General features: G+C 71.3%; 25 protein-coding genes. 9 read left to right on the forward strand and 16 right to left on the reverse strand.

Annotated elements, in window-relative coordinates:
* Positions 1-21: 21 nt before the first annotated feature.
* Positions 22-501, forward strand: a complete 480-nt coding sequence (locus ABH920_RS48885) for an AAA family ATPase (protein WP_370356540.1) — start codon at positions 22-24, stop codon at positions 499-501.
* A gap of 191 nt (positions 502-692) precedes the next feature.
* Positions 693-1,283 (forward strand): glyoxalase superfamily protein, encoded by a 591-nt coding sequence (locus ABH920_RS48890; RefSeq protein ID WP_370356542.1) that lies wholly within the window; start codon positions 693-695, stop codon positions 1,281-1,283.
* A gap of 6 nt (positions 1,284-1,289) precedes the next feature.
* Here the strand turns inward: ABH920_RS48890 and ABH920_RS48895 are convergent, their stop codons facing one another.
* Positions 1,290-1,814: a hypothetical protein gene (locus ABH920_RS48895; protein ID WP_370356544.1), complete on the reverse strand. Its 525-nt coding sequence runs from the start codon at positions 1,812-1,814 to the stop codon at positions 1,290-1,292.
* A gap of 156 nt (positions 1,815-1,970) precedes the next feature.
* On the opposite strand from ABH920_RS48895, the gene ABH920_RS48900 reads away from it, so the two are divergent.
* The gene (locus tag ABH920_RS48900; RefSeq protein ID WP_370356546.1) at positions 1,971-2,729 is read left to right on the forward strand and encodes a methyltransferase domain-containing protein; all 759 of its coding nucleotides are present in this window, start codon (positions 1,971-1,973) and stop codon (positions 2,727-2,729) included.
* 104 nt (positions 2,730-2,833) lie between these two features.
* Here the strand turns inward: ABH920_RS48900 and pheT are convergent, their stop codons facing one another.
* The 7 genes from pheT to infC form a co-directional block, all read right to left on the reverse strand.
* The gene (gene pheT, locus ABH920_RS48905) at positions 2,834-5,335 is read right to left on the reverse strand and encodes a phenylalanine--tRNA ligase subunit beta (RefSeq protein ID WP_370356548.1); all 2,502 of its coding nucleotides are present in this window, start codon (positions 5,333-5,335) and stop codon (positions 2,834-2,836) included.
* Positions 5,335-6,456, reverse strand: a complete 1,122-nt coding sequence (gene pheS / locus ABH920_RS48910; RefSeq protein ID WP_370356550.1) for a phenylalanine--tRNA ligase subunit alpha — start codon at positions 6,454-6,456, stop codon at positions 5,335-5,337. Before pheS ends, pheT begins: the two co-directional genes overlap by 1 nt.
* A 175-nt stretch (positions 6,457-6,631) precedes the next feature.
* Entirely contained in the window at positions 6,632-7,744 is a 1,113-nt protein-coding gene (locus ABH920_RS48915) for an ATP-binding protein (protein ID WP_370356552.1), read from the reverse strand.
* Between the two features lie 209 nt (positions 7,745-7,953).
* Complete coding sequence (locus ABH920_RS48920) at positions 7,954-8,772, reverse strand: TrmH family RNA methyltransferase (RefSeq protein ID WP_370356554.1); 819 nt, start codon at positions 8,770-8,772, stop codon at positions 7,954-7,956.
* 45 nt (positions 8,773-8,817) lie between these two features.
* Positions 8,818-9,204: a 50S ribosomal protein L20 gene (gene rplT, locus ABH920_RS48925; RefSeq protein ID WP_370356556.1), complete on the reverse strand. Its 387-nt coding sequence runs from the start codon at positions 9,202-9,204 to the stop codon at positions 8,818-8,820.
* A 54-nt stretch (positions 9,205-9,258) separates the two neighbouring features.
* Positions 9,259-9,453 carry a 50S ribosomal protein L35 gene (gene rpmI, locus ABH920_RS48930; RefSeq protein ID WP_370356558.1) on the reverse strand — a complete coding sequence of 65 codons (195 nt, stop codon included), beginning with the start codon at positions 9,451-9,453 and terminating at the stop codon, positions 9,259-9,261.
* 139 nt (positions 9,454-9,592) lie between these two features.
* The gene (gene infC, locus ABH920_RS48935; RefSeq protein ID WP_370356588.1) at positions 9,593-10,327 is read right to left on the reverse strand and encodes a translation initiation factor IF-3; all 735 of its coding nucleotides are present in this window, start codon (positions 10,325-10,327) and stop codon (positions 9,593-9,595) included.
* Between the two features lie 379 nt (positions 10,328-10,706).
* On the opposite strand from infC, the gene ABH920_RS48940 reads away from it, so the two are divergent.
* Positions 10,707-11,090 carry a DUF1844 domain-containing protein gene (locus ABH920_RS48940; RefSeq protein ID WP_370356560.1) on the forward strand — a complete coding sequence of 128 codons (384 nt, stop codon included), beginning with the start codon at positions 10,707-10,709 and terminating at the stop codon, positions 11,088-11,090.
* Positions 11,091-11,113: 23 nt separating this feature from the next.
* Here the strand turns inward: ABH920_RS48940 and ABH920_RS48945 are convergent, their stop codons facing one another.
* A complete protein-coding gene (locus ABH920_RS48945; RefSeq protein WP_370356590.1) occupies positions 11,114-13,090 on the reverse strand; it encodes a S8 family serine peptidase in 1,977 nt (658 codons plus the stop codon).
* Positions 13,091-13,092: 2 nt separating this feature from the next.
* The gene (locus ABH920_RS48950; RefSeq protein ID WP_370356562.1) at positions 13,093-13,818 is read right to left on the reverse strand and encodes a hypothetical protein; all 726 of its coding nucleotides are present in this window, start codon (positions 13,816-13,818) and stop codon (positions 13,093-13,095) included.
* A 136-nt stretch (positions 13,819-13,954) separates the two neighbouring features.
* On the opposite strand from ABH920_RS48950, the gene ABH920_RS48955 reads away from it, so the two are divergent.
* The 3 genes from ABH920_RS48955 to ABH920_RS48965 all read left to right on the forward strand — a co-directional run bounded on the left by ABH920_RS48955 (position 13,955) and on the right by ABH920_RS48965 (position 16,573).
* The gene (locus ABH920_RS48955) at positions 13,955-15,178 is read left to right on the forward strand and encodes an amino acid deaminase/aldolase (protein ID WP_370356564.1); all 1,224 of its coding nucleotides are present in this window, start codon (positions 13,955-13,957) and stop codon (positions 15,176-15,178) included.
* Positions 15,179-15,234: 56 nt separating this feature from the next.
* Positions 15,235-16,023 carry a hypothetical protein gene (locus ABH920_RS48960; RefSeq protein WP_370356566.1) on the forward strand — a complete coding sequence of 263 codons (789 nt, stop codon included), beginning with the start codon at positions 15,235-15,237 and terminating at the stop codon, positions 16,021-16,023.
* A 136-nt stretch (positions 16,024-16,159) separates the two neighbouring features.
* Positions 16,160-16,573, forward strand: a complete 414-nt coding sequence (locus ABH920_RS48965; RefSeq protein ID WP_370356568.1) for a peptidoglycan-binding protein — start codon at positions 16,160-16,162, stop codon at positions 16,571-16,573.
* Positions 16,574-16,756: 183 nt separating this feature from the next.
* Here the strand turns inward: ABH920_RS48965 and ABH920_RS48970 are convergent, their stop codons facing one another.
* Positions 16,757-16,915 carry a hypothetical protein gene (locus tag ABH920_RS48970; RefSeq protein WP_370356570.1) on the reverse strand — a complete coding sequence of 53 codons (159 nt, stop codon included), beginning with the start codon at positions 16,913-16,915 and terminating at the stop codon, positions 16,757-16,759.
* Here ABH920_RS48970 and ABH920_RS48975 point away from each other — a divergent pair.
* A complete protein-coding gene (locus tag ABH920_RS48975) occupies positions 16,914-17,813 on the forward strand; it encodes a DUF2268 domain-containing protein (RefSeq protein ID WP_370356572.1) in 900 nt (299 codons plus the stop codon). The genes ABH920_RS48970 and ABH920_RS48975 overlap by 2 nt on opposite strands.
* 94 nt (positions 17,814-17,907) lie before the next feature.
* Here the strand turns inward: ABH920_RS48975 and ABH920_RS48980 are convergent, their stop codons facing one another.
* The 5 genes from ABH920_RS48980 to ABH920_RS49000 all read right to left on the reverse strand — a co-directional run bounded on the left by ABH920_RS48980 (position 17,908) and on the right by ABH920_RS49000 (position 22,441).
* A complete protein-coding gene (locus ABH920_RS48980) occupies positions 17,908-18,918 on the reverse strand; it encodes a GNAT family N-acetyltransferase (RefSeq protein WP_370356574.1) in 1,011 nt (336 codons plus the stop codon).
* A gap of 54 nt (positions 18,919-18,972) precedes the next feature.
* The gene (locus tag ABH920_RS48985) at positions 18,973-19,431 is read right to left on the reverse strand and encodes a hypothetical protein (RefSeq protein ID WP_370356576.1); all 459 of its coding nucleotides are present in this window, start codon (positions 19,429-19,431) and stop codon (positions 18,973-18,975) included.
* A gap of 10 nt (positions 19,432-19,441) precedes the next feature.
* Positions 19,442-20,122 (reverse strand): class I SAM-dependent methyltransferase, encoded by a 681-nt coding sequence (locus tag ABH920_RS48990; protein WP_370356578.1) that lies wholly within the window; start codon positions 20,120-20,122, stop codon positions 19,442-19,444.
* A 22-nt stretch (positions 20,123-20,144) separates the two neighbouring features.
* Positions 20,145-21,137 carry an AAA family ATPase gene (locus ABH920_RS48995; RefSeq protein WP_370356580.1) on the reverse strand — a complete coding sequence of 331 codons (993 nt, stop codon included), beginning with the start codon at positions 21,135-21,137 and terminating at the stop codon, positions 20,145-20,147.
* A 188-nt stretch (positions 21,138-21,325) separates the two neighbouring features.
* A complete protein-coding gene (locus ABH920_RS49000) occupies positions 21,326-22,441 on the reverse strand; it encodes a T4 RnlA family RNA ligase (protein ID WP_370356582.1) in 1,116 nt (371 codons plus the stop codon).
* Between the two features lie 355 nt (positions 22,442-22,796).
* Between ABH920_RS49000 and ABH920_RS49005 the strand changes: the two genes are divergently transcribed.
* On the forward strand, positions 22,797-24,107 hold the full coding sequence (locus ABH920_RS49005) for a helix-turn-helix domain-containing protein (RefSeq protein ID WP_370356584.1): 1,311 nt from the start codon (positions 22,797-22,799) through the stop codon (positions 24,105-24,107).
* Positions 24,108-24,220 lie beyond the last annotated feature (113 nt).

Raw genomic sequence — 24,220 nt, forward strand, 5'->3', positions numbered from 1 at the left:
CGCGCTCTGACCCGCCCGGTCGTGTACCTGCTGGCCGGGCTGACCGGATCCGGGAAGACGACGTACGCGCGACGACTGGAGACCGAGCACGGCCTGCTGCGGCTGTCGGTCGACGAGGAAGTCTTCGCACGCCATGGCCGCCACGGCGTCGACTACCCGGAGGAGGAGTACCCCGCGCGTGCGGCGCCGGTGGTGGAAGACGTCCAGCGGCGCCTGGCCGAGGCGATCCGGGCGGGTCACTCGGTGGTGTTGGACTACGGCCTCTGGCTCCGCACGGAGCGCGAGGCGTACAAGGAACTGGTCGAGGCCGCCAGCGGGAGCTGGCGCCTGATCTACCTGAAGGTGGACCGGGCCGAACTCCTGCGGCGGCTCGCCGAGCGCAACGTACGTCAGGACGCGAACGCGCTGACCGTGACCCCTGCGATGCTCGACCAGTTCGCCGCGCGGTTCGAGGAGCCGCGCGGCGAGGGCGAGGAGGTGGTCGCTCCCGACGCCCTGTAGCACCTGTCCGAGGCGGCGGCTACGGTTTATATTTGTACTTATATCAAGATCGGCCAGGCGCAGCCCGCCGCTCGCGCCCCTCGGGGTTCGGTGAATGCGCCCCAGACAGCCACCGGCCTCCGGCTTTCTGATCGCGGCACCCGCCGACAACGCGAGCATCGGCAGGACGGGCCGCGTGGAAGGCTGACGCCATGGCGTCCATCGGTGCAGACCGTGCCAACACAGACCGCGCCAATACAGACCGCGCCAAAGCACTCGCCAAGCTGCTGCGTGAAGACCTCGCCGCGGCAGGCTTCGACATCCCGCACAGCCTCGCCCTCGAACTGACCGCCCACCAGGTCGGCGCGAAGGACTGGAACGTGCTCGCCGCGCTGGCCGGAAGGCCCGGCGCGGGCAGGAACGCTCCCCCGGAGATCGGCGCCGGCATCCCGGTGCTGCGAGTGATGTCGGTGGCGGCGGCGCTGCCGTTCTACCTCGAGTACCTGGGATTCACCCTGGACTGGGAGCACCGGTTCGAGCCCGGGCTGCCGCTGTACGTACAGGTGTCCCGCTCGCAGGCGGTCCTGCACCTGTCCGAGCACCACGGCGACGGCAGCCCGAACGGTGTCGCCTGGTTCCCGGTCGCCGACGTCTTCGACCTCCACGCCGAACTGCTGGCCCGCCCGAACGCACCGCTGCGTCCGGGGCTCGACCTGGACGCGCCCGGCGGCCCGACGTTCCATGTGATCGATCCGTATGGCAACGTCCTGCGCTTCGCGCAGGTGTCAGCATCAGCCACGTAGGACGCCTCAGACCCCCGCCTCCGCCGCCCGCGAGATCCGCGTGAACGACATCCGCCAGTTGTGCACCCACGTCTGACCGCCGTCGAACGAGAACGCCTGCTCCCACTGTGCGGTGTCGGCGTCGAAGACGTTCCAGTCGAAGCGCACTTCGATCGGTGTGCCGTTGACGGTGTCGGTGCCGTGGAAGACCCCGTGGGTGCCGGTCCAGCGGCCGGTGACCGGCGGGTCGAGGTGGCCGGGGGCGGCGGTCGAGGCCCAGTGGATGTTCCACTCGCGGGTCTCGGGGTTGAACAGGCGCAGGGACATGCCTTCGAAGCGGGTGCCGTTCGGCATCTTCTCGACGGTGAGGTTGTCGACGTTGGCCAGGCCGCCGAGGGTGGGACGGAGCCACTGCACGCCTTCGAACTCGACCCACTCCGTGCAGTGCGGGTCGGCCATCGCGGCCAGCTTGCGGTGCTCGACCTTCCAGGTGCCGACCAGGAAGTCGAAGTCGTGGCGGCCGTCGTCGATCAGGTTCTCGCTCGTGGTCATGGGTCCACTGTGGACCTACATCCCTGACATCTCTTGTCAGTGATCTGGTCGGCAATCTTCGCAATCTTCGAAGAGATCTTGCGCTCGGCACGAGCCTCACCCTATCTTCTCGATGTATCGGCCCGATACATCGAGAAGATACAAAGGAGCTGTGGCATGAAGCTGACCGACTACGACACCGAGCAGTATCAGGACTATGCGCGGGGGCGTGCGCTGAGAGACGCGCAGATGGCAGCGTGGATCGGCGCGTTCAGTGCCCTGCTGCCCGAAGCGCGGCCGCTGGTCGGATTAGACGTCGGCTCCGGGACCGGCAGGTTCACCCCGGCGCTGGCGAGCGCCTTCGGGCCGGTGACCGGGGTCGAGCCGTCGGTACGGATGCGGGAGGTGGCGCTGGCGGAGTCGCAGCACCCCGATGTGCGGTACGTGGCAGGCGCCGCTGAGGACATTCCGGTGCCGACGGCCAGTGCCGACTACGCGATGCTGCTGCTGTCGTGGCACCACGTGCAGGACAAGCCGCGGGCGGCACGGGAACTGGCCCGCGTCGTCAAGCCGGGCGGACGGCTGATCATCCGCTCCGGGTACGGCGACCAGATGCCCTGGATCTGGTGGCTGGAGCATTTCCCGAACGGTTTCGAGAAGGACGCCACGCTGTTCCCGCCGCTGCACCAGGCCATCGAGACCTTCACCTCGGCCGGCTGGCGCGTCCGCACCTTCGGCCCCTTCACCGAGCCCTCCCCCGGGACCTACGGCGAGATGCTCGACCGGCTCCGGCTGCGGACCCACACGATCTTCAACCATCTCACCGCGGAGGAGGTGGAAACCGGGTTCGAACGGCTGGAGCGAGCTGTCGCGCGGAACCCCGACGCGCCGGCGCCCAGCGAACCCGCGCCGCTGCTGAGCTTCGAGCGCCGCTAAGGCTTGACGGAGCAACCCCACCGCACACAAGAAGCCGGGTCCCATCCGAACGACTCGGACGGGACCCGGCTTCCCCAACAACCTCAGAGCTCAGACCTCAGCCCCTAAGACCGCAGCACCGCCCCGGTCCGCGCACCGGCCAACGCCACCGCGCTGTCCCGAGCCTGGCTCGCCTCCTCAGCCGTCAGCGTCCGGTCCGGAGCCCGGAACCGCAGCGCGAAAGCCAGCGACTTGCGCCCCTCGCCGATCCGCTCCCCGGTGTACACGTCGAACAACCGCACCGACTCCAGCAGCTCCCCCGCGCCCTCGCGCAGCGCCGCCTCGACGTCGTGCTCGGGGACCGCGGCGTCCACGACCAGCGCGACATCCTGGGTGGCGACCGGCATCGAGGAGATGCTCGGGGCCTGCGTCAGCACCTCCTCGGCCGGGATCATCCGGTCCAGTTCCAGCTCCATCGCGGCGGTGCGGGGCGGCAGGCCCAGCTCGGCCACGACCCGCGGGTGCAGCTCGCCGGCGTGGCCGACCAGGCGGCCGTTCACCGCCAGGCGGGCGCAGCGGCCCGGGTGCCAGGGCTCGTGCTGGTCCTGGGTGATCTCCAGCTCGACCCGGCAGGCGTCGGCGATGACGCGCGCGGCCTCGATCGCGTCCTGCCAGCCGGCCGGACGGCCCGGGCCCCACCAGCCGGCGGGCTCGCGCAGGCCGGACAGCACCACCGCGACGCGGCGGGGCTGCAGCGGCAGCGCGGCGTCCAGGGACGCCAGCTCCTCGTCGGTCGGACGGCGCTCGACGGTCAGGCGCGGGGCCACCGGCGTTGCGTCCTTGCGGGGCCGGAACACCAGGCCCTGCTCGAACAGCGCCAGATCCGCCGTGCCGCGGCCGACGTTGCGGCGCAGCGCCGCCAGCAGCCCGGGCAGCAGCGTCGTGCGCATCGACGGCTGCTCCTCGGAGATCGGGTTCGCCAGCAGCACCGTGTTGCGGCGCGGGTCGCCCTCCGGCAGCCCGAGCGCGTCCAGGTCGGCCTGGCCCAGGAACGGGTAGGCGATGACCTCGGTGTAGCCGGCCGAGGCCAGCGCGATGCCGACCCGGCGGCGGATCCGCTGCACGTGCGTGTAGCCGGTGCCCGCGGCGACCTTGGGCAGCGTGGAGGGCAGCCGGTCGAAGCCCTCCAGCCGGATCACCTCCTCGGCCAGGTCGTTCGGGTCGCGCAGGTCCGGGCGCCAGCTCGGCGGGGTGACGACCACGTCCTCGTCCCCGGCGGGCGCCAGGTCGCAGCCGACCTGTACCAGTCGGCGCTCGGTCTCCTCGCGGGTGTAGTCGACCCCTGCCACCCGGCCCGGGTGCGTCCACGGGATCGTGATCGCCGCCGGCCGGGTGACCTCGCCGACCACCGTCACGCCCGCCTCGGCGGTGCCGCCGGCCAGCTCGACCAGCAGGTCCACCACGCGCTGCGCGGCGGCGGCCGCGGCGGCCGGGTCCGCGCCGCGCTCGAAGCGCTTGGAGGCCTCGGAGTGCAGCTTGTGCCGGCGCACGGTCCGCGCGATCGAGGTCGCCTCGAAGTGCGCGGCCTCGACCACGACCTCGGTCGACCCGTCGTGGATCTCGGTGGACGCCCCGCCCATCACCCCGGCCAGGCCGATCGGCCCGGACTCGTCGGTGATCAGCAGGTCGCCCGGGTCCAGCTGCCGCTTGGCGCCGTCCAGCGTCTCCAGCACCTCGCCGGCGGCCGCCCGGCGCACCGTGATCGGCCCGGACAGCCGGGCCCGGTCGTAGGCGTGGATCGGCTGGCCCAGCTCCAGCATCACGTAGTTGGTGATGTCGACGATCAGCGAGATCGGCCGCATCCCCGACATCTGGAGCCGGCGCTGCATCCACAGCGGCGAGGGCGCCTTCGGGTCGATGCCGGTCACGGTCCGCGCCACGAACAGGTCGCAGCCGGCCGGGTCCTGGACCACGACCGGGTACCCGCCGTCGTCGCCGGCCGGGACGGCCAGCGCCGCCGGGTCCTTGAACGCCACGTCGAACCCGGTGGCCGCCTCCCGCGCGAGGCCGCGCAGGGACAGCGTGTAGCCGCGGTCCGGGGTGACTTCGAACTCGATGACCTCGTCGTCCAGGCCCAGGTAGGCGATCGCGTCCGCGCCGACCGGGGACTCCGGGGACAGCACGATGATGCCGTCGTGGTCATCGCCCATGCCGAGCTCACGCGCGGAGCAGATCATGCCGTTGGAGTCGCGGCTGTAGGTCTTGCGCGCGGCGATGTGGAAGTCGCCGGGCAGCACCGCGCCGGGCAGCGCCACGACCACATGGTCGCCGACCGCGAAGTTGCGGGCGCCGCAGACGATCAGCTGCGGGTCGGCGGCCGAGCCCGGGCCCTCGGCGGCCGCCGTGACGACGACCTGGCAGTGCCGGATCGGCTTCTTGAACCCGGTCAGCTCCTCGATCGCCGCCACCTTGCCCACGACCAGCGGCCCGGTCAGGCCCTCGCCGACGCGCTCGATGGTCTCCAGCTTGCCGCCGCCGGTCTGGGTCAGCTTGTCCGCGACCGCGAAAGCGGTGGTCCCGTCCGGCAGCGCGACGTAATCCTGCAGCCAGGAGTAGGGGACGTGCATCAGATCTCCATCCCGAACGGGAGCGTGAAGCGCACGTCTCCCTCGATCATGTCCCGCATGTCCTGCACGTTGCTCAGGAACATCAGGCTCCGCTCAAGACCCATCCCGAAGGCGAACCCGCTGTAGCGCTCGGGGTCCACGCCGCACGCGACCAGCACGCGCGGGTTGACCATGCCGCAGCCGCCCCACTCGATCCAGCCCTCCGAGCCGCAGGTCCGGCAGGGGTTGTCCGGGTCGCCGACCGAGGCGCCCTTGCAGACGAAGCACTGCAGGTCGACCTCGGCCGAGGGCTCGGTGAACGGGAAGAAGTGCGGACGCAGCCGGGTCACCACGCCGTCGCCGAACATGGCGTTGGCCCAGTGGTCCAGGGTGCCCTTCAGGTCGCCCATCGTCAGACCCTCGTCGACGGCCAGACCCTCGATCTGGCTGAACACCGGGGTGTGCGTGGCGTCGAGCTCGTCGGTGCGGTACGTGCGGCCCGGCGAGACGGCGTACACCGGGGCGCCCTGCGCCAGCAGGGTACGGGCCTGCACCGGGGAGGTGTGGGTGCGCAGCACCATGCCGCTCCCCTCCCCCTCGTTCTTACCGGCCACGAAGAAGGTGTCCTGAAGATCGCGCACCGGATGGTCCGGCGGGAAGTTCAGCGCGTCGAAGTTGTACCACTCGGCCTCGACCTCGGGACCGTCCACCACCTGGTAGCCCATGGCCACGAAGATGTCCGCGATCCGCTCCTGGATCGTGGTCAGCGGGTGCCGGGCGCCGCGCGGGGCGCGGTCCCAGGGCAGCGTGACGTCCACGGCCTCCTCGACCAGGACCCGCGCGTCGCGCTCGGCCTCCAGGGCCTCCTGCCGCTCGGCCAGCGCGGTCTTCACCGCGCCCCGGGCCTCGCCGATGCGCTTGCCGGCCTCGGCGCGGGCGGCCGGCGGCAGCGCGCCGATCTCCCGGTTGGCCAGCGCCAGCGGGGCGCGGTCGCCGGTCACGGCGATCTTCACCTGGTGCAGTTCGTCCAACGAGGTCGCGGCGGCGATCGCGGCCAGCGCGTCGGCCCGGTGGCGGGCGACCTCGTCGGGCTTCACCGCCTCGACTTCCACCGGGTCGTACGACTTGTTCGGTGCCGACATGTTGTTGTTGTCTCCATGGATTTATGGCCCCGCGAGGTCGGCGGGGTTCAGAGCCGAGTCTAGAGGGGTCACCGGACGAACACGGATTCCGCCCGGGCTGTGACACAGCACCGAGCACACGGGAAACCCATGCGGGGACGCGAGAAAGCCCGCGCGTGGTCTCCGCTGGGAAGAACTACGCGACGGGCAGCGTAAATCGGAAGCGCGCGCCACCCTCGGGGCTGTTGCCGACGGACACCAATCCGCCGTGCGCTTCCACCAGACCCTTCACGATGGACAGGCCAAGGCCGGTCCCACCCCGGCGACCACCCCGCCAGAAGCGGGTGAAGACGCGGTTGAGCTGGTCCTCGGGGATCCCGGGACCTTCGTCGCTCACCGCAACCGCCACGCTCGACACACCTTCAGTATGGAGACCTTGAGGGTGGGGCCGGTCGTCCTCGGCCCGCACTTCAATAGTGACAGTCCCCCCGCCGTGCCGCACGGCGTTTTCCAAAAGATTAGCCAGGACTTGACGTAGTTTGTCCGGGTCGGCGGCCACCAGCGGCAGCCCGCGCGGGATCCGGGTCCGGAACGTCTCCTCCGGCACCCCCTGCGCCACACAGGCCCGCACCTGATCGGTGATCAGCTCGCGCAGGTCCACCGGCACCCGGTGCAGCTCCATCCGGCCGGAGTCCAGGCGCGCGACGTCCAGCAGCTCCGCGATCAGCCGCACCACGCGGTCGGCGTCGGCGTCGACGGTCTGCAGCATCATCCGCTTCTGGTCGTCGGTGAACCGGTCCCAGCGCGCCAGCAGGGTCGCGGTGAAGCCCTTGACGCTGGTCAGCGGCGAGCGCAGCTCGTGCGCGACGGTCGCGATCAGGTCCGACTGCCGGCGCTCCCGGCGCCGCCGGGCCTGGGTTCCGCGCAGCGCCACGACCAGGCCGGTGACCGGCGTCGAGCGGCCGTCGCGGCGCTGGTAGCGCGCGGTGACGAGCAGTTCGGTGCCGGCCTCGGGGTCGTCCTGCTCCGGGTCGTCCGGCAGGAACAACTGCGCCTCGCGATGGCCGGTCCTTATGCCCAGGCCCCCATAGGGATCGGTGAGCCGCCACCAGTCGCGGCCGTCGACCGTGCGCAGCGGTAACACCTCGTCGAACGGACGGCCCAGGGCGTCGTCGGCGCGGATCCCGGTGAGCGTCACCGCGGCGCGGTTGAAGACCCGCACCAGGCCGTCGGTGTCGGCGGCGACGAACCCGTCCGGCAGGTCGTCGGGCACCAGCAGGCCGTCCAGGGCGCCGGCGAAAAGCTGCATGCCGGATCGCGCCCCGCGTGCACCGACCGAAACGGTCACCTGACGGTCCTCCTGCCTGCCCTCGCTGTCGTCGCGCTGCGCGCCTTGTGCGTCACCTTCCGTAGATCCGCCAGACTATCGTTCCGCTCCGACGGATCATCGACCACGGTGGCGAACCATTCGCCACCCTGACCGCCTGGGGACTCGGAGCGGACTCGCGGCGGACGCGCCTAGCGTTGCGCCCGGGCAGAGGAATATAAGCACACTGCTGCCGCCGTCGCCAGGTTGAGGCTCTCGGCCCGGCCGTGGATCGGCACCCGGACCGCCTCGTCGGCCAGTCCCAGCAGCGCTTCGGGCAGTCCCCAGGCCTCGTTGCCGAACATCCAGCATGTGGGCTGGGCCAGCCGGCCGGCGTCGAGCTCGTCGTCGAGGTCGGCGGCGCCCGTGCCGTCGGCGGCCAGGATCCGCAGACCGGCGGCGCGCAGAGCGCTGACGGCCTGCTCGGCGGTGACCCCGACGGAGACCGGCACGTGGAACAGGCTGCCGGCCGAGGCGCGCACGGCCTTGGGGTTGTAGACGTCGACGGACTCCGAGGTGACGACCACCAGGTCCGCTCCGGCGGCGTCGGCGCAGCGGATCACGGTCCCGGCGTTCCCAGGGTCGCGGACATGCGTCAGCAGCGCGACCAGCTTCGGGGCGCGCGCGGCGAGGAAGGATTCGAGCGGGACGTCCAGGAACCGGCACACGCCGATCAGGCCCTGCGGCGTGACGGTCTCGCTCAGCGACTCCACCAGATCCGGGGTCGCGACGGTGATCTTCGAGCCCTGCTTGCGGGCGGCGGCGACGATCTCGCCGTACCGGTCCGCGGCCTCGCCGGTGGTGAACAGCTCGACCAGCACCCCGTCGAGCTCGGCGGCCTCGCGCACCGCCTGCGGCCCCTCGGCCAGGAAGAGCTCCTGCCTGGCCCGGAACGACCGCGAGGCGAGCCGCCGGGCCGCCACCGCGCGGGGTGCGCGCGGGTTGGACAGCTCAGGACTCGCCTCGCTCATCGCTCACCGTGCCTAACTGGCGAAGTGGGGCTGGATCGCCAAGACTTACGCGGCGGTCTTCGGCGCGTTGACGTCGGAGGGCAGCGCCTTCTTCGCGACGTCGACCAGGGCGCGGAACGCATCGAGGTCGTTGACGGCCAGCTCGGCCAGCATCTTGCGGTCGACCTCGACGTTCGCCAGGTGCAGGCCCTGGATGAACCGGTTGTAGGTCATGCCCTCGGCGCGGACCGCGGCGTTGATGCGCTGGATCCACAGCCGGCGGAAGTCGCCCTTGCGGTCCTTGCGGTCCCGGTAGGCGTAGACGAGGGAGTGGGTGACCTGCTCCTTCGCCTTGCGGTACAGGCGCGAGCGCTGACCGCGGTAGCCGCTGGCCTGTTCCAGGACGACCCGGCGCTTCTTCTGGGCGTTCACTGCCCGCTTGACGCGTGCCATTGTTCTATCTCCTGCTCAGTAACTAGGTCGGGGGGCGATGCGCCGCGGGATGCCTCAGCGGCCCAGCAGCCGCTTGATGCGCTTGACGTCGGACTTGGCCACCTCGACCTCGCCGGTGTGGGCGCGGGTGTACTCCGAGGACTTGCGCTCGAAGTTGTGGCGCATGCCGGCCTGGCCGCGCATGATCTTGCCCGAGCCGGTCACCTTGAAACGCTTCTTGGAACCGCTGTGGGTCTTCTGCTTCGGCATGGCGCCGTTTCTCCTTCACATGGGGCGGATCCGCGGGGTGCTTACCCACACGGATCCGCTCTCGCTCTCGCCCCGGGGCTGCCGCCCCGCAGCTAGTGCGGGGGGCCGAACTCTCGGGGCCGGTCCGGCCTGACCGGGGTCAGGACTGCTCTTCGGTGGCCTGGGCGGAGGCGCCGACGACGGCCTCGGCCTGCTCGGCCGGTTCCACCGCCTCGATCGACTCCACCGACTCGACCGGCTCGGCCGACTCGGTCAGCTCGCCGGGCTCGATGTGCTCGGCGTGCTCGACCTCGCCGGACGCGCCGGAGGCGTCGGCCTTGCGCTGCTCCTTGGCCGCACGCGCCTCGGCCATGGCCTCGGTCTTCTTCTTGTGCGGGCCGAGGACCATGATCATGTTGCGGCCGTCCTGCTTCGGCGCGAACTCCACGAAGCCGAGCTCGGCCACGTCCTCGGCGAGCTTGCTCAGCAGCCGCCGGCCGAGTTCGGGCCGGGACTGCTCGCGGCCGCGGAACATGATGGTGATCTTGACCTTGTCCCCGGCCTTCAGGAACCGCACCACGTGACCCTTCTTGGTCTCGTAGTCGTGCGGGTCGATCTTCGGGCGGAGCTTCATCTCCTTGATGACCGTGTGCGCCTGGTTCTTGCGCGCCTCACGGGCCTTCAGGGCGGACTCGTACTTGTACTTGCCGTAGTCCATGACCTTGACGACCGGCGGGCGCGCGGTCGCCGCGACCTCGACCAGGTCGAGGTCCTGCTCCTGAGCCAGCCGGAGCGCGTCCTGGATCGACACGATGCCGACCTGCTCACCGTTGGGGCCGACCAGCCGCACTTCGGGAACGCGGATCCGGTCGTTGATACGGGGCTCAGTGCTGATGGGGCCTCCTACGTTTTGGGCTCGATGCCCGGGGTCTTCTTCGGTGCGCGGCCCCCGCGAAAAACACGAAAGCCCCGCACGACACGCATGCGAGGCTCCACCACCGGACTGACCGACGCCGCGGGGTTGTTCGGACGAGCGCGAACGCCGCCCGCACACCCTTGAGGCGTGAGGCTGTGTGACCGGACCCGTCCGCCCGAGGGCGAACCAGGTGGGAGATGGAATCTCCGCTTGCGGATCGAGGCACGCGCGAGCGTGCCCGATCGGTCGTGGAACCGATACTAGCAGCTTCCGGCCGGTGGTCGTGACCGCGAGGTCACCGCCGACGGCGTGGGAAGCTTGATCCGCACACGGAAGACATCCGCCGCGAGGAGCCGCAGTGACCGACAACACCCCCGAAGCCCAGGGCATTCCCGCCGCCGGCGCCGACGCCCCGAGCGAGCAGCGCGACCTGGCGGACGTCCCCGCGGTCGAGGTCATCGGCACGGTGACGGTCCACCTGATGAGCGCGGCGGCGGTGAAGCTGGGCCTGGCCGAGGGCGGCGAGGACGATCTGGACCTGGACGAGGCCCGCAAGCTGATCACCGCGCTGGCCGGGCTGATCACCGCGGCCGCGCCGGAGATCGGGTCGCAGCACGCGGCGCCGCTGCGCGACGGGCTGCGGACGCTGCAGCTGGCGTTCCGGGAGGCTTCGCCGTACCCGGACGAGCCGGGGCAGGGGCCCGGCGAGAAGTTCACCGGGGCTGTCTACGCGCGTTCTTAGAGGCTGCTTCTCAGAAGCTGCTCTCAGCTGGCTTCTTCAGCGGTTTCTGTAGCGCCAGCGGTCTCAGCATTTTCCACGGTGCCACCGGCCGCACTGGTCTCACTGGTCTCGCTGGTCTCAGTGGTCTCAGCACTGCTGCCGGTGTCGCCGGCCTCGCCGGCCTGCTTCTCCAGCACCGCCGCGAACGCCCGCACCGCCGCCGGCTCGACCTCCAGGAACGACGGCCGCGCGAGGTCGACGAGCACGACCTCCGCGCCCTCGGCCTTCGCCGCGGCACAAGCCCGCGGGAACGCCACCGGCATCGGCCGGGCCTCCGGGTTCCAGGTCGCCAGCGCCTCCACCGAGGTGAACACCGGCAGCGCCCGCGTCCCGTCCGGGGCGACCAGCGTCACCAGCGCCATGTCGCTGTTCTTGTCGCGGCGCAGGTTCCGGCCCTGCTCGTCCGGCACCTCCTCGGCCTCGCCGAGCACCGCCACGATCGGCGCCAGCACCCGCGCGTTGAGCAGGTAGCCGTAGGCGTGCTCGACGGCCGCCTCGCCCCGGCCGTGCGCCTCCAGGACGGCCAGCAGCGCCGGGTCCGCGGCGCCGTCGTCGGTCGGGAAGGCGGAGGGGGCCAGCGTGCGGCCAGCGAAGTCGGTCATGGGCTCGACTTTAGTGGCGGCCCAGGCAGTCACCGGCACGCCGGGGGCGCCTGCCGTTCCCGCGAGGCCACCGATGCCACCTACGCCACCTACGCCACCGAAGCCTCCGAGGCCCGCGAGCTGCGCGGCCCGGGCCCGCCGCCGCCCGCGCACCGCCAGCCAGCCGCCGAGCACGAGCGAGCCGCTGAACGCGACCGCGGCGTCGGCCATCCCGCGCTGCCGGGTGCTCAGCCCGCCGATGGTCTGGTCGGCGACCACCTCCGGGCCGAACCCGAAGTACTTCGAGCCCTGGTAGGCCGGAGCCTTCGGTGTCGCCGGCTGCGCGGCCAGCCCGGCGGCCGCCCTCAACGCCGCCACCGGATCCACGATCCCGTTCCCGAGCTGGTCGTCGCGGCCGCCGGCCGGCCGGTGCGAGGCGGTGTCCTTCACGATCTGTGCCACCTGCTCCGGGCTCAGCGCCGGGTTCGCCGAACGGATCAGCGCCACGACCCCGGCGACGTATGCGCACGCCGGGCTGGTCCCGGCGCCGACCAGGATGTCGCCGCCGATCTCCGGCCCGAAGTCGGCGTAGGTGTTCCCGGCGGTGTCGTCGACCGGCAGCGCCATCGGGATGTCGACGCCGGGCGCGGCGACCGCCACGTCCCAGCCGGTCGAGGAGAAGAACGCGCGCCGGCCGTTCTCGTCCACCGCCGCCACCCCGATCACCCCGCGCTCGCCGGCCGGGTACTCGGTCACGTCCTTGTCCGGCTTGTCGCCGGAGTTCCCCGCCGACACCACCACCGACACCCCGTGCGCGATCGCGTAGCGCACCGCGCCGGCCTCGTTGGTGCTGTCGCTGTCCGCGCCGGGCACGGTGCCGCCGAGCGACATGCTGATGACCTGCGCGCCGTGGTCGACGGCGTACTTGATGCCCTCGGAGATCGGCGTGTGCGAGGCCTGGAGCAGGCCGCGGTCCGGGCTCTCGTCGTCCCGGATCACCCGCACCGAAAGGATCTTGGCGGCCGGTGCGACGCCCATGACGCCCTGGCTGCCGCCGGGGCCGTGGCCGTGCCCGGCGATCACCGACGCCATCCCGGTGCCGTGCACGCCCCAGTCCGGGTCGCCCGGCTTCTCGCTGCCGCCAACCAGGTCCGGTCCGGTGGTCACCTGGCCGGTCAGGTCCGCGCGGGTGCCGACGACGCCGGTGTCGAGCACCGCGACGGTGATCCCCGCGCCCTTCGTGGTCTTCCACGCCTGCGGCAGGTTCAGGAAGCCGATCGGCCACTGCGCCGACCGCACCTGGTCTGCTCGGGCGGCGGGCGCCGCGATCAGCACCGGCAGCATCGCGGCGACGGCCAGGGCCGAGGCTCGGCGCAGCATCGTCACTGGCCCTTCTCCGGGTTGGCGAACTCGGTGGCGAACAGGTCGGACAGCCCGGAGGCGGCCTGGACCGGCGGGGAGTCGGCGACCAGGGCCTTGCCAGATCCGGCGCGCAGCTGGGCGTCGGTGGAACCGGCTCGGCCGTCGGCGAATCCCGACACCGCGTACACGAGGTACGAGCCGTCGTTGGAGGCCTGGGAGTTCCAGACCACGCGCTGGTTGTCGGCGAAGTGCGCGGCCACCGTTCCGGGAACGGGAAGCACGTCGGGCATCAGCTCCGGCCGCTTGGAGTCCGCGTCCGGCGACCACTGCCGCCACACCTTGTCGCGGGCGACCGGGTCGCCTCCGACGACGACCACCCCGACGGTCGCGAAGACGGTCTGCGTGGCGTCGGTGTAGGTGGCACGCAGCACCCTGACACACGAGGTGCCGGGGGCGTCCGCGGCCAGCTCCGACACGAAGCCCTTCGGCAGCACGTCGCACCCGGCCGTGCCGCCGACGCCCAGGCGCACATACTGGCCGCCCAGCGTCAGGCTCACGGGGAACACCTGCTCCACCGGCTTCGTCCGCCACAACGCCCGCACCGACTCGTCGGCCGCCTGCGAGGGCGGCACCACCGCCGGCTGGACCGCCCGCGCGGACCCGGACGTGGCCAGCACCACGCCGACCGCGACGGCGGCCCCGGCCACGACACTCGCCGCCGCGCCCGCCCACCAGCGCTCAGGCATTCCGCTCCGCGTGCACCTCAACACCCCTATCCACGTTCGAACCCCAGAACACTAGCCGCCTGGCCACCACCGGCGTAACCCGAACCCGGGTCTTGCGCCTACCGCTTCGCCGCTCGCCTGTGCGAGGCTGATGCTCATGCCCCCCACTCCGCCCGGCCCCGAAGCGGACCGCCGCCGCCTCGACACCGCGACCGCAGCCCTGGAGCCGCCGTTCGCCGCCGTCGACCTGGACGCGTTCCACGCCAACGCCGCGGACCTGACCCGCCGCGCCGCGGGCAAGGCGATCCGCGTGGCCAGCAAGTCGGTGCGCTGCCGGGCACTGCTGGAGGAAGTACTGAGCCGGCCCGGCTACCAGGGCATCCTGGGCTTCACGCTGCCCGAGGCGCTGTGGCTGGCCGCCGAAGGCTTCGACGACATCGTGGTCGCCTACCCCTCCGCGGACCGCGTCGCCTACGCCGAGCTGGCCGCCGACGCCACCGCGCTGGCCGCCGTCACGGTCATGGTCGACAGCACCGACCACCTGGACCTGATCGAGAAGTCGGTGGCCGGCACGCCCGGCGGCCAGGCCGCCCCGATCCGGGTCTGCATCGACATCGACGCCGCCTTCGTCGCCGCCGGCGGCCGCATCCGCATCGGCGCGCGCCGCTCCCCGCTGCACACCCCGGCACAGGTCGCGGCAATGGCCCGGGAGGTACTGCGGCGCGACGGATTCACGCTGGTCGGCCTGATGGCCTACGAATCGCAGATCGCCGGCGTCGGCGACGCCCCGCCCGGACGCCCGCTGCGCGGCGCCGCGATCCGCGCCATGCAGAGCCGCTCAGCCCGGGAGCTGGCAGCGCGCCGCGGCGCGATCGTGGAGGCGGTGCGGGAGCTGGCGCCGCTGGAGTTCGTCAACGGCGGCGGCACCGGCAGCATCGAGCGCACCACCGCCGAGGACGCCGTCACCGAGATCGCCGCCGGCTCCGGCCTGTACCAGCCATGGCTGTTCGACTCCTACCGCGCTTTCCGCGGCCGGCCCGCAGCGCTGTTTGCCCTGCCGGTGGTGCGCCGCCCGGGACCGGAGACCGCGACCGCCCTCGGCGGCGGCTACCCGGCCTCCGGCGTAGCAGGCAAGGACCGGCTGCCGCAGCCGTACCTCCCGCCGGGACTGTCCTACGACCCGAACGAGGCCGCCGGCGAGGTACAGACGCCGCTGCTGGGCAAGGTCGCCGCGAGCCTGCGCGTCGGCGACCGGGTGTGGTTCCGGCACACCAAGGCCGGCGAGCTGTGCGAACGGTTCGACACGCTGCACCTGATCTCGGGCGATGAGGTGGTCCGGTCGGTGCCGACGTATCGGGGCGAGGGTAAAACGTTCCTGTGACTGTGAACGACTCTGCGACGGCGAGCGACTCAGAGCCCTTTCATCGCACGATCGTGATGATCTCGGGGGCTCCCGGCGTCGGGAAGACGACCATCGCCCGGCCGCTGGCCCGGGCTCTGGGGATGCCGCTGTTCGCGAAGGACAGCATCAAGGAGCGGATCCACGACGTGCTGGCGGCGACGGAGCCGGCCGGGATCGCGGGGGTCGGGACCGGGCCGATCGGAGCCGGGCAGGTCGAGGCCGGGCCGATCGGAGCCGGGCAGGTCGTGGCCGCGCAGGTCAAGGCCGCGCAGGTCGGGACCGGGCAGGTCGAGGCCGGGCCGATCGGAGCCGGGCAGGTCGTGGCCGGGCCGATCAAAGCGGCGCAGGTCGGAACCGGACCGATCGGAGCCGGGCCGGTCGGAGCCGCGCCGGTCGGAGCCGGGCCGGTCAAGGCCGCGCAGGTCGGGACCCAGCCGGTCGAGGCCGGGTGGTCGCGGCGGCTCGGGGCGGCGGCGATGGAGTTGCTGTGGGTGCTGGCGGCCGACGCGCCGGAGTGCGTGCTGGAGGCCAACTTCTGGACCGGACACGAGCGGCAGAACGCCGCACTGCGCGCGCTGAGCGAGGGCGGGAAGCTGGTCGAGGTGCACTGCACGGCACCGAAGGAAGTGGTCATGCAGCGCTTCCGCGAGCGTGCCGCCATCGGAGCGCGGCACGCGGTGCATCCCGACCAGGAGCTGACCTCCGAGCGCTGGGAGGCCGACTTCCACGGGCCGATCGGGATCGGCACGCTCCTGACGGTCGACACCTCGACGCGCGTGGACGTGGCGCAGGTCGCCGCTGAGGTGCGCGCACTGCTGGCGTGAGCTCGGTTCCCGGTTGCCACGCGGCTGCCACACCATTCGCACGGAAATGCCACACCCCTTCGCCATGGTCTTCGTGACGACGTCGGCACCTGACCGCGGTCGTCGCAGACAACGTCCTTCCGAAGGGAACAGAACCATGGCGAACCTCTCGCTCGCTCTGCCGATGCGGCGCCGCTTCGTCGCGGTCGCCGTCGGCGTTCTCGCCATCGGCGGCGGCACGCTGGCGGCCACCGCGCCGGCGCAGGCCGCGACCTCGAACATCTGCGGCTACACCAACGCCCAGCCGCAGCTGTACGTCGGCAGCCAGGGCGTGGCGGTGGAGCAGGCCCAGTGTGAGATCGACGTCGCGTACGCGTTCGGCCACTCCACCGACTACGGCAGCGGCCCGTACAACGGCGTCCTCATCGACGGCGACTTCGGCCGGAACACCGAGGCCGCGGTCAAGAACTTCCAGATCCACTGCATGGGCGCCACCAACCCCGACGGCATCATCGGCCCGAACACCTGGGAGCGGCTCGACGAAGGGGTCGACTCGGGCCACTTCTGCTGAGCCGGCGCCGGTCTTTGATCGCCGGTCGCTCGGGCCGGACCCGGTGCCGCTGGTGCCGCCGGGACCGGCCGGGCCGTGCTCGTACCCGTGCTCGTACTTGTACCCGTGCTCGTACCGGTACTCGTACTTGTAGGCGTACTCGTGCTCGGACCCGTGCTCGCACTTGCAACCGTGCTCGTGCTCCTACCCGTGCTCGTACTTGTAGGCGTACTTGTAGGCGTACTTGTAGGCGTACTTGTAGGCGTACTCGTACTCGTGCTCGTGCTCGTGCTCGTACTTGTAGCCGTACTCGTACTCGTACTTGACCTTGACGTAGCGGCAGGATTTAGCGTCGCTCGCCATGAAGATTGTTGTCCACGACACCGCGTCCGCCACCGCCGACCTGCTGCGCCGTCCGCTGGAGGAACGTCCGGAGCTACTACGGGAGATGTACGCACCCTTGCAGACCATGCTCGGCCTGATGGGCGGCGCAGACGTCGTCCAGCAGCACCAGAACATGGGCAGCGGCTTCCGAGTCGACCGCGACGACGCGCGCTACCTCCCGGCGATCCGAACCATGCAGGACGCCGACGTCTGGTCCCACGTGCGGGACTGGCTCCAGAAAGCCTGGGAGCACCTGGACGCGGCGGTCCCCGGTGTCAAGCACGCCGAGACAGTCCACGTGGTCCTACTGCTCGGCAACCCCGACGACGACCACCTGATCCAGCGCAGCGCGGGCTACTTCGGCTTCGGCGGCATCCCGGGCTCGATCATGCTGACGATGTGGCCGACCGACGCGGCGCTGCGCAACATCGGCTTCGCCGCCGTGCACGAGCTGCACCACAACGTGCGCTACGCGAACGTGGTGTGGAATCCGATGACGGTGACGCTCGGCGAACAGATCGTGGCCGAAGGGCTGGCCGAGGCGTTCGTTCGCGAGCTGGCCGGCGAGGACGCCATGGGGCCGTGGGCCGGCGCCCTGGACGGCGAACAGCTGGAGCACGCCTACGCCACGATCACGGCCGCGATCGACACCACCGGCATGCAGAACCTCCCGGGCTACGTCCTCGGTGACGCCACCGCACGGCGCATGGGACTGCCGACCGCCGGGCTGCCGGACTTCGCCGGGTACGGCGTCGGGCTACGGATCGCCGACGCGCACTCTGCCGCGAGCGGTCTGACGGCGGCGGAGAGCGTGGCGCTCCCGGCCCGGGAGGTGCTGGGGAACGCGGGGGTGGCGACGATCATCACTTCCGACTGACGCACTGAGAGTGAGCACTGAGCAGTGAGCTCTGCGGCCGGACCCATCGCTTCGGCGCCAGCCGGCCGCTCCAGCACACACCACCGCCGACTGATCAGCCCGCCATCCGCCTGACCAGCGCCGTATCCCGACTGATCGCCCGAAACCCGAGCCCCTCGTACAACCGCAGCGCGGCGTTCCCCGGCGCCCCAAGGCAGGCGACCGTCATCTGCCCCGCCCCGGCATCCCGCGCAGCCCCCATCCCATGCAGCAACAGCGCCCGCCCCAGCCCGCGCCGGCGGAAGCGCGGATGCGTCCCCACCGGCTCGAACTCGGCAGTCCGGTTGGCCTCGTCGAGCCACACGATCGTCGAGGCCGCCATCGTCCCGTCCGGCGCCTCGACCAGGAAGTGCAGGTCCTCCCGGTACCCGGCCGCCGTCCGCACCCCCTGATACGCCTCGACCGAGTACGTGGACGGATGCCACGCGTCCAGGTGCGCCCGCGCCACCGCCGCGGCCGGGACCTCGGCGGCCGTCCGGAACCGATACCCCTCCGGCAGGATGGGTTTCGCCAAGTCATCCAAGCGCCGCTCACCCAAGTCCCGCTCGCCCGAGTCCCGCTCGCCCAGCCCGCGCTCGTTCAGCCGCGTCCACTCCCCGGCGGCGGCGGAATCAGGCCGGTAACCGAACTCCGCCCACCGCGCCACCATGTCCTTGTCAGTGTCCGTCATGACCACCCGCCGATCGACGTCCGGCGCGACGTCCGCGAACCAGCCGATGACCTTGTCGACCAGCTCGGCGTGGTCGGGGTGCACCTGGAAGGTGACCGAGGCGTCCTCGACCTTGCGCACCGACCCGTCGCTGCTGCGCACCCACCGCGGCAGCGCGGCCCACACCCACGCGACGAGCTCCTTGCCGGACGGCGTCTCGGCGAACCACAGCGCGCGACGCCAGCTGTTCCCGGCTGAGCCATGCCCCTTGCCCCAGATCCAGGCCAGCCCGCCGTACGACGCGCCGGGGTTGACCAGATCGGGCCGGATCGCGACCAGGCGCTGCGCCAACCCCTGCATGAGGACGACGTCCCCGGCGGTCACCAGGTCAGACGGTTTCGACGGCGATGAGCTCATAAACGGTCACAGTGACAGGGTGCGAACCGCTCGTGCAATGAGTTTCGCCCGCGTTCACACGCAAAGCCAGCAATACACCCGCTCGCCACGCTCGCTCGCGCCCCGCGCCAGCGCCCTGAGCTCGGTCAGCAGGCTGACGATCGGCCCGGTGTCGGCGAGCGCCCGCCCCGGCAGCGCCACGCTCCGCGCCAGCGCGACCGCGGCCGCCTTGAGCGCCGGCCCGGTGGCCGCGACCAGCGCCTCGCACGCCGCCTCCGCGATCGGCACCACCAGGCGCTCGCCCTCGTCGCGCATTGCGACCGGCCGGGGCCTGCGGTCCCAGACGTCCTCCCAGATCTCCCCGGTCAGCGTCACCTCGACCGTCGCGACGTCGGCGAAGGGGTTGAAGTCCGTGGTCGACACGACGTGGAACCCGTGCTCGGACAGCCGACCCCCGGGCCCGCCGACGACGTCGAGCGCCGCGGCGGCCGTGGCGTCGTAGGCGGCGGCGAAGTAGTCGCACCGGATTCCCATGGATCAGACGCTAGCGATCGACTCCGACATCCGTCGGGGCTGTCCAGCGCGGCGGCTTCGACGCCCAGACCCGCGCGTGCCAGCGCTCCTTGCCCGGGATCCGCGTGAGCTGTCGATCGGCGACGACCAGGCCCGCGGCCTCGATCAGCCCCACCAACCGCTCGATCGAGAGCATGAACAACTCGTACGTCACCGGGTGCCCGTACGCCTGCTCGGGCCGCACCCGGTCGTCGACCCCGACGTAGGAGCCCCACAGCAGCCGCCCGCCGGGCACCAGCGTCCGGGCGATCTCCCGGAACGCCGCCGCAACCGACTCCGGCGGCAGCAGATGCGTGGAGTACCACGTCAGCACCCCGCCGAGAGAGGCGTCGGCAAGTTCCAACTCCGTCATCGAGCCGACGTCGAACCGCAGCCCGGGATAAGCGGCTCCGGCGAGCGCGATCATCCGCGGCGACAGGTCCACCCCGAACGCCTCGACGCCGCGCTCGGCCAGGAAGGCCGTCACGTGCCCGGGCCCGCAGCCCAGGTCGGCAACCGGTCCGAGGCCGTGGTCCCGGAGCCGGCCGGCGAAGGCGGCCAGCACAACGCGGTCCGCCGAGGCCGCCTCGAACATCGGCTTGACCAGCTGCGCGTAGTCGGCCGCGACGGTTTCGAACGACTCGCGGACGGCGTCCAGCGGCGAGGAACTCACCGGCTTCGGCAGCCTCCGCTTCTCAGAAGTCCCCGTAGTTCACCTGCCAGCACGTCAACCCCATCCGCCGCCACAGCGCCACCACCCGCGAGCGGTCGTCGAGCACCACCCGAACCGCGAACCGGTCCCGCACGTGCGCGTCGAACAGCTCGCTCTTCACGATGTCGTCCGCGCGCGTGTCGCCGGCCTTGCGCATCCACAGCTCGTCGTACTTCACTCCGTGCGCCGCGAGCCAGCGCTCCGTGCCCTCGCGCACGTCGTCGCCGCGCCCCGACATCAGGACGATGCGGTCCCCGCGCTCGGCGAACGCCACCAGCGCGTCAGCGGTCGCGACGATCAGCTCGTCGCTCTCCACCTTCGCCCAGTCGTAGGGCCCGCGGTTCGTGTTGTCAGCCAGGGTGCCGTCGATGTCGCACAGCACCGCCGCCGGCAGCGCCGGGTCCGCGACGTACGTCCGCACCGGCACGACGGCGTTCAGGTCCTCCGCCGTCAGCTTCCAGCCCGAGGACTTCGTGGAGGCCAGCCGCAGCGCCATGGCCCGGATGTGCTCCTCCCCCACCGGGTTCGGACGCTGCGCGTCGCGCCGGACGCACTCCTCGACGTCCACGTCGGTCAGGTCGTGCACCTCGAACACCGCCCGGCCGCCGAGCAGGCTCTTCAGCCGCTTCGGGATCCGCGAGACCAGGTGCGTGTTGTCGACCACGACGTCGAACCCGCCCTCGACCGCGGCCAGCACCACGGCGTCCTGCACCGCCAGCACGGTCTCCTCGTGCCGACGGCCCAGCCGCTTGGAGCCGTCGTTGTCGTCCATCATCCGGCGCAGCTCGTCCAAACTGACGCGGCGCATCCGGCCCTGCGACCCGGCCATCATCTGCCGGGCCAGCGTCGACTTCCCGGAGGCCGGGAGCCCGCGCATGATGTGCACCACCGGCTTGGCGGCCGGCACGCCGGGGCCGGTGGGCACCGGGTCCGGGCCGGCGTCCGGGAGCGCGTCGTCGAAGTAGTCGTCGTCCATCAGCCCTCATTCATCGCTTCGGTCGTTGCGCTTCAGTCATCGCGGTTCGGTCATTGCGCTTCGGTCATTGCGCTTCGGTCATTGCGCTTCGGTCATTGCGCTTCGGTCATTGCGCTTCGGTCATTGCGCAGGGCTGGCGGCAGCCGCCGCCAGCCCTGGTTGAGCCCGTCAGGCCCCGTCAGCCCTCGTCAGCCCTCGTCGTCGTCCCGGAACGCATCGGTCGCCTCCGGCTTCACCGCACGCCACACGTGCATCGCGATTGGCCGACCGTCCACCAGCAGGAACATCCCGGCACGCACGAACCCGTCGAACTCCTTCGCGGCCCGCGCGTACGCGCCCCGGTCCCCGGCCAGGTGCGCCAGCGAGCGGTGCGCGTCCTCGATCGTCGCGGTGAGCTCGGCGGCGCGCGCCTTCAGCTCGTCACAGACGCCGCGCACCCACGCGTCGTACTCGTCCGGCACGCCCTCCAGCAGCGGCGCCAGCGGCCCGCCGGGGACCCGCCGCATCCCGACGACCTCGTTGGTCTGCACCCCGACGGCCTGCGCGATCTGCACGTCGGTGGCCTCCGGGTACAGCTCGACGGCCAGCGCGCGCCACAGGTGCCGCGGCCCGACGCTGGTCAGCCGGTAGTGCAGAGAGACGTAGCCGGTGAGCTTCGTCTTGGTACGAACTCCAGAGGCGAAGCGGATGACCCAGCCCTCGGCGTCGGTGCCGGTGGCGCCGACGCCGTCGAGGTGCTGGTTCTTCTCCGCGAACGCCGCCAGCACGCCGAAGGTGTCGGACCAGTCGTAGGTACGGACCACGGAGCCGATGCCGTCCCAGGCCGGGGCGGCCTCGCGCAGCGGCAGCTCGCTGCCGTCGGCCCGGAACGCGGCCAGCAGCACCAGGTCGCGGCGGTCGCCGTAGTTCACGACGATGCGGTTCTCGGGGTAGACGATCTCCGCGAGGTAGGTCACCGACGGGTCCAGCGCCGAGGTGTCCTTCTTGGCCAGGTGGCGCTGGGCCCAGGCGGCCTGGTCGGAGACGAACGAGCCCTTCGACGCCGCGTGCCAGACGCCGTCGTGGTGGAACACGATGCCCAGGGAGCCGTCGACCTTGTCGTAGACCTCGAACGGCTCGTCCGGCAGCGGCGGCGCGTAGTCGAACTTGCCGTGCTGGCCGTGGTTGAAGAACTTCGGCAGGCACCAGGCGGCCACGCGGCCGGTCGCGTCGTCCACGATCAGGCCGCGGGTGCGGGTGGTGACGGCGGTCCAGTACTGCTCGTACTGGTCGGCGTGGACCTGGCAGGCCGACGTCAACCGCATTTGAGCACCTAATACCTTCCCTGAGCTGCGTTGGAAGGACGTCACCCTCGTGACGGCCACCGTGTCAGATCGTGCCACACCGTTGTGTTGAGCAGTGCGGTAGCTGTGTTACGGCGACAATTTCAAGCATCCTGTGTTGGATCTGTGTTGGCCCGGGGCCGACGCCCAACCTCGGTTTACCTGCGCCTACGACCGCCCGCCGTCCACAGTGCGAACGGGGCCGTACAGCGTCCGACGCCCCTTCAGCCCAACCGGGCCGCGGAGTGGCCGTGATCCCGAACGAGCGAATAGGCCGATCGGCCACCACGATGGGAACCACGCGCGCCGTGTCAGCGCCATGCAGGATCATGTCGGTATGTCCAGCACCCGGCGCCTCGTGCCCACCGAACACGCGTCCCTTACCGCCGCTGTCGCCGACGGCCTGCTCCCGACGGAGAGAGCGTGGATCGACTTCAAGCGAGAGTTCTACCCGAGCACCTGGCCGACCGACGCGCAGGCAAAGGCGCAGCTGCGAGCCAAGAAGCACCGGGACCTCGCCACCGACATGGCCGCGATGGCGGTCTCCGGGGGTTTCCTGGTGGTGGGGGTCGAGGAGCACAAGAAGGCCAAGACGTTCACCCCGTATCCCGCCACGCTGTACCCCGGCATGCGTGAGGCTATCGACGCTCTGGCCCGCGACCTGATCGACCCCCCGGTGTACGTGGAGATCACCGAAGCCGAGGACCCCGCCAACCTCGGCTACGGGTTCCTGATCATTGAGGTCCTCGAATCCCCGGTCGCCCCGCACCGTGTCGACGGGGTGTACTGGGGCCGCTCGGACACCGGCAACATCCGGCTGTCCGACGATGAGGTGGAACGGCTGATGGTCGCCCGCGGCCGGAGCACCGAGCGCATCGTGGCCGCGCTGCAGACCACCGTGAAATGCGACCCCATCGCCGAGCTCGCACGCGGCACCGCCCACCTCTACTTCACCGCGATCTCCACCCGCGGGTGGCCGGACATGTTCGCCCGCTACGCCAAAGACAACCAGGCCGGCATCGATCTGGCCCAGCGGTGCCGCGAAGTCGCCGCGACCGTCCACGCCGCCGGACACATCCCGGCCGGCGTCGACTACACCGTGATCTACCAGAACACGACGAACTGCCGCCGCTCGGCCAAGACTGGCGGGATGTGGCTCACCTCATGGAACGGCCAGCCCCGGGAAGGCATCGACCACATGGTCGGCGTCGACGACGATGGCGCGATCCGCATGATCGAGTTGAGCGCCGGCAGCCTGGACAACGGGCTGTCCGGGCTGATGCAGCTGGCCCAGAGCACCGGCGCGCCGGGCTTTCCTCCCGGCAACGGACGGGTGCTGTACCAGGAGCTGATCCGCCTGCGGGTCATCGACATGCTGCACCTGGTGGCGGTGCTGTCCCAGGACGTTGGCTACGTCGGCACCTGGATGATCGGCGTGCGCGTTGACCAGCTGAAGGACCACGTCGCAGGGGACCAGCGGGGACGGTTCCCGGCGGCGGCGCCCGCCGCGTTCGACGACGAGGTCTACCAGGCCACGACCACCGTCAGCCGTGGTCAGCTGGCCGCCGCGCCCACCGTGGCTGCAGAGATTCTGCGACGGCTGTACCGCGGCCTGGGCGTCGAGCGGCAGCTCGACAGCACGAACTGATCGAGTCGACAACGCCGTTAAGCTTGTCGTTTAACCTTTTCGGCGGGGTTTGGTGCCCTTCTTGTGGTGTTCGGGTCTGGCGTAGGCCTCGCCGGTCGCAAGGACCCGGCCGA

The organism is Catenulispora sp. EB89 (genome assembly GCF_041261445.1).
Taxonomy (GTDB): domain Bacteria; phylum Actinomycetota; class Actinomycetes; order Streptomycetales; family Catenulisporaceae; genus Catenulispora.